The sequence below is a fragment of the Collinsella sp. CLA-AA-H167 genome (genome assembly GCF_040095305.1).
Lineage (GTDB): Bacteria > Actinomycetota > Coriobacteriia > Coriobacteriales > Coriobacteriaceae > Collinsella.
In genome coordinates this window covers 117,297-132,495 of record NZ_JBBNGA010000005.1, presented here as the reverse complement: position 1 = coordinate 132,495, position 15,199 = coordinate 117,297, and the positions used below count along the sequence as shown (strand labels likewise).

The 15,199-nt window shown below is 60.1% G+C and carries 13 protein-coding genes and 2 tRNA genes; 4 read left to right on the top strand and 11 right to left on the bottom strand.

What is annotated here, in order from left to right:
• Positions 1 to 17: 17 nt before the first annotated feature.
• From AAAT03_RS05005 to AAAT03_RS04995, 3 genes are read right to left on the bottom strand one after another with little or no spacing between them, the layout of a single operon-like run.
• The gene (locus AAAT03_RS05005; protein WP_349102721.1) at positions 18 to 2,429 is read right to left on the bottom strand and encodes a YfhO family protein; all 2,412 of its coding nucleotides are present in this window, start codon (positions 2,427 to 2,429) and stop codon (positions 18 to 20) included.
• The gene (locus AAAT03_RS05000; protein ID WP_089573422.1) at positions 2,413 to 3,381 is read right to left on the bottom strand and encodes a glycosyltransferase family 2 protein; all 969 of its coding nucleotides are present in this window, start codon (positions 3,379 to 3,381) and stop codon (positions 2,413 to 2,415) included. Before AAAT03_RS05000 ends, AAAT03_RS05005 begins: the two co-directional genes overlap by 17 nt.
• Before the next feature lie 5 nt (positions 3,382 to 3,386).
• Positions 3,387 to 4,349, bottom strand: coding sequence for a glycosyltransferase family 2 protein (locus tag AAAT03_RS04995; protein ID WP_118388008.1), 963 nt, complete (start codon positions 4,347 to 4,349; stop codon positions 3,387 to 3,389).
• Between the two features lie 160 nt (positions 4,350 to 4,509).
• Between AAAT03_RS04995 and AAAT03_RS04990 the strand changes: the two genes are divergently transcribed.
• From AAAT03_RS04990 to AAAT03_RS04980, 3 genes are all read left to right on the top strand, one after another.
• The gene (locus AAAT03_RS04990; RefSeq protein WP_349102720.1) at positions 4,510 to 5,355 is read left to right on the top strand and encodes an ABC transporter permease; all 846 of its coding nucleotides are present in this window, start codon (positions 4,510 to 4,512) and stop codon (positions 5,353 to 5,355) included.
• Positions 5,356 to 5,366: 11 nt separating this feature from the next.
• Complete coding sequence (locus tag AAAT03_RS04985; RefSeq protein WP_118289078.1) at positions 5,367 to 6,134, top strand: ABC transporter ATP-binding protein; 768 nt, start codon at positions 5,367 to 5,369, stop codon at positions 6,132 to 6,134.
• Positions 6,135 to 6,188: 54 nt separating this feature from the next.
• A tRNA-Arg gene (locus AAAT03_RS04980) sits at positions 6,189 to 6,265 on the top strand.
• 104 nt (positions 6,266 to 6,369) lie between these two features.
• Here the strand turns inward: AAAT03_RS04980 and aroQ are convergent.
• The 8 genes from aroQ to aroF form a co-directional block, all read right to left on the bottom strand.
• Positions 6,370 to 6,807: a type II 3-dehydroquinate dehydratase gene (gene aroQ / locus AAAT03_RS04975; RefSeq protein WP_117806288.1), complete on the bottom strand. Its 438-nt coding sequence runs from the start codon at positions 6,805 to 6,807 to the stop codon at positions 6,370 to 6,372.
• 64 nt (positions 6,808 to 6,871) lie between these two features.
• Positions 6,872 to 8,122, bottom strand: coding sequence for a shikimate kinase (locus tag AAAT03_RS04970; RefSeq protein WP_349102719.1), 1,251 nt, complete (start codon positions 8,120 to 8,122; stop codon positions 6,872 to 6,874).
• Positions 8,123 to 9,268, bottom strand: a complete 1,146-nt coding sequence (pheA, locus tag AAAT03_RS04965; RefSeq protein WP_349102718.1) for a prephenate dehydratase — start codon at positions 9,266 to 9,268, stop codon at positions 8,123 to 8,125.
• Positions 9,269 to 9,404: 136 nt separating this feature from the next.
• Complete coding sequence (aroC, locus tag AAAT03_RS04960; protein ID WP_349102717.1) at positions 9,405 to 10,502, bottom strand: chorismate synthase; 1,098 nt, start codon at positions 10,500 to 10,502, stop codon at positions 9,405 to 9,407.
• Position 10,503: 1 nt separating this feature from the next.
• Positions 10,504 to 11,823, bottom strand: coding sequence for a 3-phosphoshikimate 1-carboxyvinyltransferase (gene aroA / locus AAAT03_RS04955; RefSeq protein WP_349102716.1), 1,320 nt, complete (start codon positions 11,821 to 11,823; stop codon positions 10,504 to 10,506).
• Positions 11,817 to 12,923, bottom strand: a complete 1,107-nt coding sequence (aroB, locus tag AAAT03_RS04950; RefSeq protein WP_349102715.1) for a 3-dehydroquinate synthase — start codon at positions 12,921 to 12,923, stop codon at positions 11,817 to 11,819. The genes aroA and aroB overlap by 7 nt, the downstream gene beginning before the upstream one ends.
• A gap of 36 nt (positions 12,924 to 12,959) precedes the next feature.
• Complete coding sequence (locus AAAT03_RS04945) at positions 12,960 to 13,874, bottom strand: prephenate dehydrogenase/arogenate dehydrogenase family protein (protein ID WP_349102714.1); 915 nt, start codon at positions 13,872 to 13,874, stop codon at positions 12,960 to 12,962.
• A gap of 3 nt (positions 13,875 to 13,877) precedes the next feature.
• The gene (gene aroF / locus AAAT03_RS04940; RefSeq protein ID WP_117786071.1) at positions 13,878 to 14,900 is read right to left on the bottom strand and encodes a 3-deoxy-7-phosphoheptulonate synthase; all 1,023 of its coding nucleotides are present in this window, start codon (positions 14,898 to 14,900) and stop codon (positions 13,878 to 13,880) included.
• Between the two features lie 204 nt (positions 14,901 to 15,104).
• Here aroF and AAAT03_RS04935 point away from each other — a divergent pair.
• Positions 15,105 to 15,181, top strand: a tRNA-Arg gene (locus AAAT03_RS04935).
• The last annotated feature ends 18 nt before the right edge of the window (positions 15,182 to 15,199 follow it).

The window sequence follows — 15,199 nt, the reverse complement described above, 5'->3', positions numbered from 1 at the left end:
GTAAAAGCCGCCGTTCTTTAACGGCGGCTTTTCTTTTGCCTGGTGAATAGCCCCGCTGCAACAAGGGCGGCGGCGGTCGCCAGACTCACTGCAAGCCCCGCAAGGGCGCCCGGAGTCTTGTAGGTCATCACGATCCTATTCGCGCCTTTCTGCATGTTCAGGGATGACAAGCCCTTATCGGCGGCGGGCGTTAGTTCTGTGGCGGTTCCGTTTACCGTTACGTTCCAGCCCTCATCGTACGGAACGCTCAGCAGTAGGTTGCCGTCATCCTTGGCGGTATACTCGCCTTCGATCCTTCCGTCCTCTAAAACCGTCGGAACAAATTCGCTCATCTTAAGCTCGTTAATAATCTGCTCGAAAACGTCCAGATTGAGGGCGTAAAAGACCGGCTCATTGTCTTGGGGCATGTCTGTATAGCCCTCTGCGACTCCGATTGACACCGTATGCTGGCTCGGGGAGTCCGATGCATCCGAAATCTGGCGGATATTATTGTCGAATCTCCAGGCCTCGTTTTCGATCGTTCGCTGGTCGATGGTAAGGGTGACGGGCCAATAACTGCCGGCGGTCGTATCTTTGTTGATGTAGAGATACCCGATGGAGCTTGCCGGAAGAGTAACGCTCCATTGCTTTAAGCTATCGCTATTCTCCGTGCTCGTGGCCTCGATCTTGGTATAGAGCTCGACCTCGCGGCCTAGGATTTTGCTGTAGAGGTCGTTCTGCTTTTCGAAGGGGTTCCCGCACTTCAGCGTGCTGTTTTGGATATCGCTTGAGGCTGCGACGCCAATGCTGAGCGCATAGGGGTTCTCGTACACCGCGCTTGTAGAGTCGCCCTGATTCGTCTTGGCTAAAACGTATCCTGCAGGCGCGTTTTCAGGAATGGCGTACTTGACTCCCAACAGGGCATCGACGGCGAGAATGGGCTCGGCATAACGGGTTGAGAATTCGCCAATGCTGCTGTATCCAAGGGAGTTGAGCAGTGCGATGGCCTGCGGGGTATTTGCGGATGAGTAGGACGACAGCTGGTTGTACCCAAGCGCTAAGCCCTCGTTGAGGGCAGCGCTATCGGCGCGCGTGGTCGTTCGATCGATACGGTAGAATGACGCAGGATCTTGGGCTTGAATGGTTGTGATCGTGTTGGTTGCGGTAGTCACATAGGTGCAGTTGGCATCTTCGGAATAGCCTGCGTACAGTTGGTTCCACATCACATGGGCGTTGATAAACAAATCAATTGCGGTGATTGCCAGGATTGGTAATACGACGGCGGGTCGATAGGCATGACGAAATTTGGGCTGGCCCTCGAACACCTGCAACGAATAGCCTGCGGCCCACATCGTAAAGAAGCCCAGCAAAAAGGCTGTGCGCGAATAGAACCCGTTGGGAACGCGCATGCCGCACCAGATGTACTCGAGCGGGCTCAAAACGGAGCTAGCGATCAGGACGGCTGTGACGACGAACGTTGCGATGCGTATCTTGGCCGAAACCTTGCGGTTAAACAGTAGGCTTATTGCAAGTAACATCATGATGACGCCGCAATAGAACTGCGGCGTATTCCCGTTATTCACCCACATGCCGGGGATGAAGCCCCTGATGAGCGATTTGAGGCCTGTTTTAAGCAAAGGTCCAAGTGCCAGTACGGGGCCGCCTTTTGCCATGGCAAGGATGGTCGGCAAAAAGGTCCAAGCGGACAGAAGCAGTCCAAGCACCATAGCCCCTGCAAATCGTAGGGCTCGGTTGAGCGTGAGCATCCAGCTATATCCTTCTGCAGCGACGTAATCGACAAACTCAACCAGTACGAAGATGCAGAGGAACAGGATGCTGATATAAGCCGTATACCAACAGAACATGACATTGAGAGCAATCGCAATAACGAGGCGTATCATTTTTTGTTTGCGAATGAGCTCGTAGCATCCGAAGGCGCAGATGGGTAGCAGGATAAGGCAATCAATCCAGAGCGGATTACACAAATTACTTATGGTCCAGCTGCAAAACGTGAACGAGAGGGATAGCAAGAATGCGGCGGGCTTGGAAAGGTCAAAGCGCTTTTGCACATACCAAGCGCTGCTGATGTGGATGCAGCCAAGCTTGAGCGCGGTTATGGCAAATACGAAGAGCGTCAGCTTGTCTGCGGGAAACAGCACGCAGAGCAGGTTGAAGGGGCTGGCGAGGTAGTAGCTATAGAGCCCCCATGTGTTCATACCGAGGCCCTGTGAGAAGGAATAGCGAAGGTTTGCCTCGCCTAAAAGGACGCGGCGAAACCACGCGAAGAAGTCGATGTATTGGTATTTGAGATCGTTGGTGAGAAACGAGTTGTCGCCAAAGGGGTAGACATGCCCCGCCTCTGCAAGTGCGACAAAAAATGCGATGGAAAACGTGAAGCAGGCGGCGTAGAACGCCACATTCTTGAGCGTGCTGTTATTGGGCCGTGTCATCAGATTCCTCGTTGGATTCTCGAATGATATAGATGGGGCGGTGCTTGGCCTCCAAGTAGGCTTTTGCTAGGTACTCGCCAATGATTCCCAGGCACAGGAGCTGCATGCCGCCAAACAGCGTAATGAGGCAGGCAAGGGAGGGCCATCCGCCTACGGGATCGCCCCAAACAAGCGTTTTGACCAGGATGACGATAAATCCCATGATGGCGATGAGGCAGAAGACGATACCCGTGAGGGCGGCGAGGGAGAGTGGCGCCGTGGAAAACGCGACGATGCCGTCGATGGAATAGAGGAGCAGCGACCAAAAGCTCCATTTGGTCTCACCGGCCACGCGGTTGACGTTTACGTAGGGGAGCCATTTGGTCTTGAAGCCGACCCAGCCGTAGATGCCCTTGGAGAATCGATTGTATTCGCCCATGGAGATGATGGCGTTGACCATAGGTCGCTTCATGAGCCTAAAATCGCGTGCTCCGTCGACGATGTCGGCCTTGGAAATGCGGTTGATGATCTTGTAGAACATACGGGCGCAGAACGACCTGATGGGAGGCTCGCCTTCGCGGGTGGTCCTGCGTGTGGCGACGTTATCGTAGTCTTCGGTTTGCAAGATCTCGTACATCTGCGGCAGGAGCGAGGGCGGGTCCTGCATGTCGGCATCCATGGTGGCGACATAGTCGCCCTTTGCGTGCTGGAGTCCGGCGAGTAGTGCCGCCTCCTTGCCAAAGTTGCGCGAGAAAGAGTGCCAGCGGATGGCGTATGGATGCGCCGCCGCAGCTTCTGCCTTCATGACGGCGAGCGTTTTGTCTGCCGAGCCATCGTCGATGAGGACGGCTTCAAAGGAGATGCCGGGGTCTTGCCGGGTCATGATGCGAACGACGCCATCGAGCTCTTTGAGAAAGATCGGAAGTGATTCCTGCTCGTTGTAACACGGCACGACGATGGAGATGAGCGGCATGTGACTTACCTCTCGTTTTTATTTGCGCTGGAGGGAATGCTGCAGCCATATGTGTTATACACGTTGACCTCCCACTGTTTACGCTCAACCTTTGCAACGGAATCAAGGATAAGCCCCGTCGCGAGACTCAGGCCACAAAGGAACATGAAAGATGCGGCGAGCATTGCGGTGGGGAAGCGGGGGACTAGACCGGTCTGGAAATATTCGACGACGATGGGGATGCCCAGGGCGAGGCCGATAATCGCAAACAGAAGCGCGACCAGGCTGAAGAATTTGAGCGGACGGTAGTCCTTGAACAGCGTGCCGATCATCGCAACGACTTTAATGCCGTCGCTCACGGTATTGAGCTTGGACTCGGAGCCTTCCGGACGGTCGCGGTACTCGATGGGCACATCTTTGATGCGCCAGCGGTGGTCGACGGCGTGGATCGAGAGCTCGGTTTCAATCTGGAAACCCTCGGAAAGCACAGGGAAGGTTTTAACGAACGGGCGGCTCATGGCGCGGTAGCCGGTCATGACGTCATCGAAGCTGTAGCCATAGATCCACTTGATCATGGCGCGAACTAGGTTGTTGCCAAAGCCGTGGAAAGCACGCTTGTTTTCCTCGGCGTAGGTGCCGTTGGAAAGGCGGTCGCCTACGGTCATGTCGGCCGCGCCGTTAAGGATGGGCTCGCAGAGGGCTTTGGCCGCCTCGGCGGGATAGGTGTCGTCGCCGTCGACCATCAGGTAGCAATCGGCGTCGATGTCGCGAAACATCTGGCGGCACACGTTGCCCTTTCCCTGGCGGGGCTCAAAGCGGACCGTGGCGCCGTGCTCGGTAGCGATGCGTGAGGTATCGTCCGACGAGTTGTTGTCATAGACATAGACCGTCGCTTGCGGAAGCTCGCGGTGAAAGTCGTCGATGACTTTGCCGATCGTGAGGGCTTCGTTGTAGCAGGGGATGATGACGGCGATGGATTCAGAATTCACTCAATGCTCCTTATACATTCAATTCTTGAAAGTATAGCCGTTTGGGCTTGGCATCCTAAGATGTGGGTTAGTTCTCCAGTTTTGTTGCGCGAATCGTTTGCATGGCCGTCGGGTCTATACTGTTCGTTTGTCAACGATTACGAGTAAAGGAGTTGCATCCGTGTCGAATCAGACAAAGCAACAAGAAACTCGCAGTCTGCCTGCGACGTTTGCTAAGAACGAATTTGAGAAGGACGCGTTTATCCTTCGTCAGCTGGTTACCAAGGATTTTAAGATCAAGTATCGCCGTAGCGTTCTGGGCGTCGCATGGTCGGTTCTCAACCCGCTGCTGATGATGATCGTCATGGCCATCGTGTTCTCGACGATTTTTGGCCAGGGCCGCAATGGATCAATGACGCCCGAGATGTACCCGCTGTACTTGATCGTGGGTAACGTTACCTTTGCCGTCATGTCCGAGTCCACGAACCAGGCCCTAACGTCGATCGTGGGTGCTGCCCCTCTGCTCAAGAAGGTTAAGGTGCACCGCTGGGTCTTCCCGGTGCAGAAAGTGCTTTTCTCGCTGGTGAACTTTGCCTTCTCGCTGGTCGCCGTCGCCATCGTCATGCTGTGGTTCCGCGTTATGCCTTCTTGGCACCTGATTCTGCTGCCGGTTTGCCTGCTGCTGCTTATGTGCTTCTGCATGGGCCTGGGCATGATGCTCTCTGCCCTTACGGTCTTTTTTCGCGACGTTATGCATCTGTGGAGCGTAGTCATTACGGCGTGGACTTATATTACGCCCATCTTCTGGACGACTGACTATATTGCGCAAATGCCGCATCTCGTGCGTATCTTGATGTATGCGAACCCCATGTACAACTACCTGCAGTTTATGCGTGATATCTTCCTGTTCCAGACTACGCCCTCGCTTATGACGTTTGGTATGTGCGTCGCATGGGCGGTTCTTGCGCTTGTTATTGGCTACACCGTGTTCCATAAGTCCGAGCGCAAGTTCATCCTCTACATCTAAGGAGTGCTGTGATGACTGAATCTGTTGTTGATTACAGCGAACAGCCTCTGGCTGTCGAGGTCGATGACGTCACCATGATCTTTAACATGGCGTCCGAATCACTGACCAACCTCAAGGAGTACTTCATTAAGCTTGCTAAGCACGAGCTGTTCTTTGAGGAGTTTCGGGCGCTTAAGCACATCTCGTTCGATATTCATCGTGGCGAGGTCGTGGGTCTGGTCGGCACCAATGGCTCCGGCAAGTCTACGATGCTCAAGATTATCGCTGGCGTGCTTGAGCCTAGCGAGGGCAGTGTTAAGGTGCACGGTAACATCGCGCCGCTGATTGAGCTTGGTGCCGGCTTTGACCCCGAGCTGACTGCCCGCGAGAACATCTATCTGAACGGTGCCCTGCTCGGCTATACCAAGGAGTTCATCGACGCCAACTTTGACGGTATTATCGAGTTCGCTGAGCTGCAGAACTTTGTCGATATGCCGCTTAAGAACTTCTCCTCGGGCATGGTGGCGCGTATCGCCTTTGCAATCGCGACGATTACCGAGCCCGATATTCTAATCGTTGACGAGACGCTGTCCGTCGGTGATGTGTTCTTCCAGCAGAAGTGCGAGGCCCGCATCCAGCACTTTATCCAGAGCGGTGACGTGACGGTTCTGTTCGTTTCGCACTCTATGGATCAGGTTGAGCGCATCTGCCAGCGTGCCGTTTGGATTGAGAAGGGTGACCTTCGCATGGACGGTCCGGTCGATGAGGTCTGCAAGGCGTACCGCGAGCAGTTCAACTAGGTTATAATTACTTGCGCCTGACAGGCTTGTGCTTGCTTGGGCGTGCGGTTATTTGCTCCATTAGCTCAGTTGGATAGAGCAGGGGACTTCTAATCCCAAGGTCGACGGTTCGAATCCGCCATGGAGCACCATCGTTTATTAAGCCCGGACCGCTTGGTGGTCTGGGCTTTTTTCATCTTGTGTGCTGCTGGAGCCGAGCGCGAGCAAGCCGCTGCTGTTTGTTGGGGTTGGCATTTTACTTTTCGATACGCTCCCTCAGCAGCTCCAACGCGTGAGCGTAGCCTTGCAAGCCCTCGCCAGTGATGGTGGCGAAGCAGGCTAGGCGTGCGTAGCTCACTTGGCGGAAGTCCTCGCGGGTCTCGACGGCGCTGATGTGGACCTCGACGGCAGGGATGGCGACGGCCTTGAGGGCGTCGAGGATCGCGACGCTCGTGTGCGTGTAGGCCGCCGGGTTGATGACGATGCCGTCGACCTTGCCGTAGGCTTCCTGGATCTTGTCGACGATGCTGCCCTCGTGGTTAGACTGGAAGACCTCGATCTCGTCGAAGCCCTGTGCGGCACCTGCCTCCTGGCAGATCTGCACTAAGCGGTCGTAGTTGTCGCTGCCATAGATGCCCGGCTCGCGAATGCCGAGCATGTTGAGGTTGGGGCCGTTGATGACGAGTGCTTTCATGGTTGCTTCCTTTGCGATTGGAAAACCACCACAAAGGCGCCTGTCCCCTTTGTGGTGGTTTTGGTTAGAGAGCGGGTGGGAGGGTGTCGAGGAGGGCTTGGGCGGTGTTGGCGGCGCAGTCGCGTGAGTCGATGATGTAGTCGGCCCAGGAGCGGTAGCGCGGCATGCGCTGCTCGGCGAGCTTGTCGATGCCATCGCGCGCCGTGATGGGGCGGCCCTTGTGGGCGAGCTCGTCGAGCTTGCGGTTGAGCATCACGATCTGGCTATTCTGGTGCAGCAGCGGGTAGTTCTCGTCGCGCGTGACCACGCCGCCGCCGGTGGAAAGCACCAGGCCGCTGCGCTTGGAGATGTCGGCCAGCGCCGCCGTCTCCTGTTCGCGGAACGCCGCCTCGCCGCGCTCGACGATAAAGTCGGCGCAGGGCATGCCCAGGCGCTCCTCGAGGGCGCGATCCAGATCGATGTGCTCTCGCCCCGTGAGCAGGGCAATCTGCTCGCCCACACGGGTCTTGCCCGAGCCCGGCATGCCGATCAGCGCGATGTTCTGTTCGCGGCGTGACAGGCGCTCCGTTACGTCCAGAATGCGCTCGCGCGGAGTGACCTGGCCGGTGTAGCGCTCAACGGCTTGCGCCGCCTGGGCCACGAGCATGAGCAGACCGCCGATGCAGGGGATGTCGCGGCGCTCGGCCTCGAGCATGAGTCCCGTGCGAGCGGGGTTGTAGACAATGTCGATAACGCCCTCGAGCGCATTGAGCCCCTCGAGTGTGCAGGGGGCGTCGGGACAGTGGGGGAACATGCCGGCGGGCGTGCAGTTGACGAGCAGTGCGGCGTCGGACTGCTGCGCGATGTTGTCGTAGTTGACTTCGCTCGTGCGGCCGACCGGCACGACGATGGCGCCCAGGTCGCCGAGCACCATGCTGGCAGTGGTGCCGGCGCCTCCGGTGGCTCCGAGCACGAGGACCTTCTTGCCGGCAATCTCCACACCCAGCTCCTCGACCAGGCACTGGAAACCGAAGTAGTCGGTGTTGTCGCCGCGCAGACGGCCATCGGGCAGACGCGTGATCGTGTTGACGTTGCCCATGCGTTCGGCGAGCGGGCTCAGCTCGTCCAGGTAGTCCATGACGGCGCGCTTGTAGGGAATGGTCACGTTGGTGCCTTCCCACTCGTCGCCCGTCATAAAGGCCGCGAGGTCCTCGGGCTCGCGCTCAAAACGCACGTACTCAAGCCCCGCGAGCTCCTTGTAGATGGTCGGGGTGTAGCTGTGGCCCAGCACGCGGCCCAGCACGCCGTAGGGGCGGGTTGTGGCGACGTCAGTCATCTAGAGCACCTCCGTGTAGCTGCCAAAGTAGGTGAAGCTCTCGCACACCTCGTCAATCGAGTCGAGCAGGTCGTCGAGGGCTTTGCTGCCAAAGGGACAGTCCAGATCGAAGTAGAACATAAACTCAAAGTCGCGCCCGGGGATGGGGCGGCTCTCGAGCTTGATAAGGTTGATGTTGAGTGCGTAGAAGCGCTCGAGTACGCGATAGAGGGCGCCCGGTTCGTTGGCCGTGGTGATCATGAGCGAGGTACGGTTGGCGCCGGGGTAGACGCGCGGCTCGCGACTGATGACGACGAAGCGCGTGTAGTTGTTGTCCGAGTCCTGGATATTGGGCTCCAGCACCTCCAGACCATAGAGCGCCGCGCAGCTGCGCGAGGCGATGGCGGCAACGTCGGTGCGTTCGGAGCTGGCGACCATCTCGGCCGACATGGCCGTGTTGGGGTACTTGGTGGCGTGCAGGTCGTGTGCCTCGATAAAGCCGGCGCATTGGGCAATGGCCTGGCCGTGGCTGTAGACCTCGTGCACGTCCGCAAGCTTGGTGCCGGGCTTGACGAGCAAGTTGTGGTCGATTTTGAGGCGAAGCGAGCGCACGATGTGGAAGTCGAACTGGGCGAGCAGGTCGTAGACGGCGTTGACCGAGCCGGCGGTGGAGTTCTCGATGGGCAGCACGCCAAACTCGCAGAAGCCGTCGCGCACGGCGCACATGACGCCCTCGAAGGTCTCGAAAAACGCGATGTCGGGCACGTCGAAGAGCTTGCACGCGGCGATTTGGCTGTAAGCGCCCTCGACGCCCTGGCAGGCGACGGTGGCCGTTTGAGGGAAGGGCGTGTCGGAGGCTGCAGCCGTGGCATGGGCCTTTTGCGACACCGTGATGCCCTTGAGCTCGTTGATGTAGCGCTGCTGCTCGGCCTTGCTCATGCTCATGAGGAGGCGGAACAGAGTGATGGTCTGGGCCTCGTAACGCTCGGGTGCGCGGCTGGCGAGGTTGTTGAGTTTGGAGCGCTCGCGGGCGGGGTCAAAGACGGCCTTGCCCATCTCGATCTTGGATTTGGCGACCTCGGTGGCAATATCCATGCGCTCGACAAAGCTGTTGAGCAGGGTGGTGTCGATGCCATCGATGGCCTGACGAATATCGGCAAGGTCCATGGATGCCCCTTTCACGTGTTGGTGATTTTTCTGGGACGGGGATTAAAAAATCATTGTGTGCCGAATGATTATTTAATCCCCGTCCCAGAAAAATCACTGGGTGGGCGTGGGGGCCGGAGTTGGCCCCCGGAGATTATTAGCGCTGGGCGGCGTCCTCGAGGAGGGCGTCCCAGACGGCGAGGGCGGCGGCTGCCTCGGCTACGGGGACGGCGCGCGGGACGATGCAGGGATCGTGACGGCCATGGACCGAGAGCTCGGCATTTTCCATGGCGTCCATGTCCACGGTCTGCTGCTCGCGGCCAATGGAGGGCGTCGGCTTCACGGCCATACGCCACATGACGGGTGCGCCGGTGGAGATGCCGCCCAAGATGCCGCCGGCGTTGTTGGACTCGACCGCAATCTCGCCGGTCTCGGCATCAATACGATACGGATCGTTGTTCTCGCTGCCGCGCATGGCTGCTACGGCAAAGCCCATGCCAAACTCCACGCCCTTCACGGCGGGAATACCAAACGCGATTTGCGCGATGCGGTTCTCGATGCCGTCGAACATGGGGTCACCGATGCCCGCGGGAAGCCCGTAGATGCCGCACTCCACGATGCCGCCGATGCTGTCGAGCTCGTCGCGCGCGGCCAGAATTTCCTCGCGCATGCGACCGGCAGCAGCGGCGTCAATGCAGGGCAGGTCGTTCGTAAGGATTGCCTTGCGGTCGGCCTCTCGATAGACCATGTCATCCATGGGCAGGTCGGAGATACCACCGATTTGTGCCACGTGTGCCATCACCCGAATACCGCGGGCTTCGAGTGCCTGCAGCGCGATGCCGCCGGCGATGCATAGGGGGGCCGTCAGGCGGCCGGAGAAGTGTCCGCCGCCGGCGACGTCGTGCATGTTGTGGTACTTTACGCGCGCGGGAAAGTCTGCGTGTCCGGGGCGGGGCTTGCGGCGTAGCTCGGAATAGTCTTTGGAGCGTGTGTTGGTGTTCTCGATAATCGCGGCTATAGGTGCGCCAGTGGTGTGTCCATCGACCACACCGGCGATGATATGTGCGGCGTCGGCCTCACGGCGCTTGGTCGCGGTCTCGTCGCGACCGGGGGCACGACGGTCCAAAAAGGCCTGCAGCTGCTCCTGGTCAACGGCGATGCCCGCGGGAATGCCATCGAGTGAGCAACCGATAGCAGGGGAGTGCGACTGACCGAAGATGCTCAGATGCAAAACGTTGCCAAAGGTTGAGGACATGTTACTCCTTCTCGAGCGTGACCTTGCCGCCCAGCAGGCGGTAGTGGTCGAAGAAATCGGGATAGGACTTGTTGACGGCCTCGGCGCCGTGGATCACGACCTCGCCGGTAGCACGGCTCGCGGCGATGGCGGCCATCATGGCGATGCGGTGGTCGTTGTGCGAATCGACCTCGCCGCCGGTAAAGGCGTCAACACCCTTGATGATGAGGTCGTCGCCGGCAATGCGCACCTGTGCGCCCAGTGCGGTGAGCTCGCGGGTGGTAGTGGCCAGACGGTCGGATTCCTTGATGCGCAGGCGGGCGCAATCGCGGATGAACGTGCGGTCCTGCGCCAACGATGCCACGGCCGAGATAACGGGCACCAGGTCGGGGATGTCGTGGGCGCTCATCTCAAAGCCAGCGAGCTTGTCGGACTGCACGGTGGCAGCGTTGGTGGAGCGCACGATGCGGGCGCCAAAGCGCGAGAGTGCGGCAAGCACGTTGCGATCACCCTGGGCCGAGCTGAGCGACACGCCCTCGACGGTGATGGGATCGGAGCCGATGGCGCCGGCGCACAGCCAAAAGGCGGCGTTGGACCAGTCGCCCTCGACAGCCACATTGCCAGGCGTGCGGTACGAGCCACTGGTTACGCGGAAGTTCGTGACCTCGGGCTGGCCGTCCTTGGCCGGAATACGCTCGACGTTGACCTCGACGCCAAAGGCCTTCATGGCCTGGATCGTCAGGTTGATGTAGGGACGGCTCTCGATGAGGCCGGTTACCTGCACGCAGGAGGGCTGGGCCAGCAGCGGGGCTGCCAGCAGAAGGCCGGAGATATATTGCGAGCTCACGTTGCCCGGAAGCACAAAGGTGCCCGGGCGCATGCGTCCGCTCGTCTTGAGCGGAAAACCGCCCAGGCCCTGTAGGTCGCAGCCGGCGGCGATGATCTCGTCCGAGAGCGGGGACAGCGGGCGGGCGCCCAAGCGTCCCTGACCCACAAAGGTTGCTTCTGCGCCCAGCGCGCAGGCGACGGGTAACATAAAGCGGAGCGTGGATCCGCTTTCACCGCAGTCAAGCGTGCCGCCGGCAAGGGCCTTGAGCAGGCCAAATTCAACACTCTTCATGGTGGGGTGGACCTGGAAGCCGTCCTCGACGGTCTCGATGCGAGCACCCAGTGCCGTAAGGCAGCGCACCGTGGCCTCGATGTCGGCGCAGGTGGTGTTGCAGGTGACGTGTGTCTCGCCGTTGGCAAGCGCGGCGCAGATGATCAGGCGATGCGCCATCGACTTGGACGCGATGGCGGGAACGGTGCCCTTAAGCGGGGACGGGTTGATGCGGGCTAGCATGCGGATGCGCCTCCCTTCTGGCCGAGGCCCTCGGCAATGAGTTCGTGGAAAGTGGAAAGCGGCGTGCGGTCGATGCTGCAACGGCCAATGCCGTGCGGAATTACCAGGTCGATGGTGTCTCCCGCGCGCTTTTTGTCGTGGAGCGCCTCGGCAAAGACGGCATCGGCATCTAGGTCGCAGCGGGTCTTGAGGCCGTGGCGGGTGCAGAGCTCCTCAATACGATCGGGCAGCTCGGCATCGCAGATGCCATGCAGGGCTGCGGCACGCGTGATGATGCCCATGCCGATCGAAACGCAGTTGCCGTGGCCGAGCTCAAAGTGCTCGCAGGCTTCGATGGCGTGCCCGGCGCTGTGGCCATAGTTGAGGAGTTTGCGCTGATTGGTCTCGCGCTCGTCGGCGACGACCACGGCGCGCTTGATGTCGATATTGCGGGCAATGATGAGCGCCACACGGGCCACGTCGCGGTTCAGCAGCTCAAGCGTGAGCGGGGTCTTCTCTAGCTCGGCGAAGAGCTCGGGGTCGGCGATCACGGCGTGCTTGACGACCTCGCCGCAACCGTCGGCGAACTGCTCGGGCGTGAGGGTTGCCAGGCATCCCACGTCGGCGATGACCACGCTCGGCTGCCAAAAGGCGCCGGCCAGGTTCTTGCCGGCTGCCAGGTCGATGGCGGTCTTGCCTCCCACCGACGAATCCACCATGGCGAGCAGGCTTGTGGGAATCTGCACAAACTTGCAGCCGCGCATGTAGGTGGCGGCCACAAAGCCCGCCACGTCGCCCACGACGCCGCCGCCGAGCGCCACGATCACGTCGGAGCGCGAAAGCTCGTGTTCGGCCACAAACTCCAAAATGGCAACGTAGGTCTCGGCACGCTTATGGGCCTCGCCGGCCTCGAAGGTGCAGACGCTCACCTCGTAGCCTGCGGATTCGAGGCTCTGCTTAACGGGCATCTGATAGAGCGGGCCCACGTTGGTGTCCGTCACGATGACGGCGCGGGTGCCGCCGGCGGTGGTGCGGACGAGCGGACCTGCCTGCTCCAGCAAAAACGTGCCCACATGCACCTGGTAGGGGCGTGCGGTGTCGATATCGATAGTAATCGCCATAAGCTTCGGTCCTTTCGACCTGGCGTGATGGGTGGTCTAGTGGGAGGCCTCGTCGTCGAGCGCGCGCTTAATGCGGTCGCCCTCGGCAAGGAGATTCTCCAGATAGCGCTGGTCGCGGTCCTTAAGGGCGCGGCTGTAGGCGCCAAGCGATTCGATCAGATGGTCGATCTCGAAGGCGAGCGCATCGGCGTCGTCGATCATGAGCTCGGACCACATCTGAGGATTGAGGTGTGCCACGCGGGTGAGGTCGCGGTAGCTGCCGGCCGAAAAGCCGTGGTGGACCTGAGCGGTCGGGCTCTTAACATAGGCGTTGGAGACGACGTGCGCGAGCTGGCTCGTAAAGGCGATGACGCGGTCGTGCTCGGCGGCGCTCGTTACGCTGAACTTGCCAAAGCCCAGGGGACGTACCATCTCGCGCACCTGGCCCAAAAGCTCCAGCTTGAGTGCGTCGTCCACTGCGGGCGGTACAAGCACGAGCGGTGCGCCCTGGAACAGGTCGGCGCGGGAGTGAGCGTAGCCCGAGAACTGGGTGCCCGCCATGGGGTGCGCGCCCACAAAGTAAAAGCCGTGCTCGCGGGCAAGCTCAAAGGCGCGCTCGCACACGATGCCCTTGACGCCCACCGTGTCGATCACCACGGGGCCCATGATGGCCTCGGTATCGGTGGCGTCGGCGAGCGCCTGGGCGTGCGCCTCGAGCCACTCGATGCAGGCTTCGGGGTAGCAAGCCAAGACGATGATGTCGCATTCGCCGAGTGTCTTGTCGTTGAGCTCGCCGGCGACGGTGCCCATGCTGGCGGCGGTCATGACATCGTCATCGGGGTCCCAGGCCAGCACGCGGACGCCCGCCTGCGCATAGCCGCGGGCAAAGCTGCCGCCGATGAGGCCAAGGCCGACGATGCCGGCGCACTTGGGGCCGCCCTGGTTAACGCGCGCGTTTCTCACTGTACCCATGGGCTACTCCATGGTCTCTTGGCAGACAACCTCGCGGATGGCTCGGATGCGGCGCATGGTGTCGTCGAACTGATCGGGGGTGAGGGCCTGAGCGCCGTCGGACCATGCGCGGCTGGGCTCGTCGTGGACCTCGATCTCCAGGCCGTTGGCACCGCAGGCGGTCGCGGCGAGCGCCATGGGCTCAACGTAGCGGGTGTAGCCGGTGGCGTGGCTGGGGTCGGCGACGACGGGCAGGTGCGACAGGTGGTGCAGCACCGGCACGGCGTTGAGGTCGAAGGTGTTGCGGGTGCGGGTCTCGAAGGTGCGGATGCCGCGCTCGCACAGGATGACGTTGTCGTTGCCCTCGCTCATGATGTACTCGGCGGCCATGAGCAGCTCATCGATCGTGCCGGACATGCCGCGCTTAAGCAAGATCGGAGTCTTGGTCTTGCCGACCTCTTTGAGCAGAGGGAAGTTCTGGGCGTTGCGGGCGCCGATCTGCATGACGTCGATCTTCTTGTCCAGGAAGACCTGCACGTCGCGCGGGTCCATGATCTCGGTGACGATCGGCATGTCGAGCTCGGCAGACGCCTCGCACAGCAGGTCCAGACCGGCGGGGCCCATGCCCTGGTAGGCGTACGGGGAAGTGCGGGGCTTGTAGGCACCGCCGCGCAGCATCGTGGCACCGGCGGCCTTCACGCGGCGGGCGATGCGGATGAGGTTCTCGCCCTCGACGGAGCACGGGCCGGCGATGACCTGGAACTGATCGCCGCCGATCTTGACGCCGTGGCCGCAGTCGATGACGGAGTCCTCGGGGTGGAACTTGCGGTTGGCGCGCTTGAACGGCTCGGAGACGCGCTGCACGCGCTCGACGACATCCATGGACTCGAGCAGGAATGGGTCGATCTTGGTCGTATCGCCCACCAGGCCGATGATCGTCTCATTCTCGCCGCGCGAGACATCGGTTTTCAGGCCCTTTTTCTCAATCCAGCTGACGATATGGCTGACGGCCTCGTCGCTGGCGCTCTCTTTTAAAATTGCAATCATGGTGTGCCTCTCACCTCGATGGATAACCCTTGCAAAAACGGCCCGCATCGCGAGCCGTGTACATATGGTGCATGAGAGTTTATACTATCTGACTCGCTTTTGCCTTCTAAAGTGGGCCGTTGAGCCGCGTCTTCCTCGGAATTGCAAAGCTTTTTCTTTTATTTTGATAGCCCGTGGTGCACTTGGGTATAATGCCAAACGTTGGCCCTATTAGCTCAGGGGATTAGAGCGTCTGCCTCCGGAGCAGAAGGCCGTTGGTTCGAATCCAACATGGGGCACCATCGAATGTGAGACCGTCC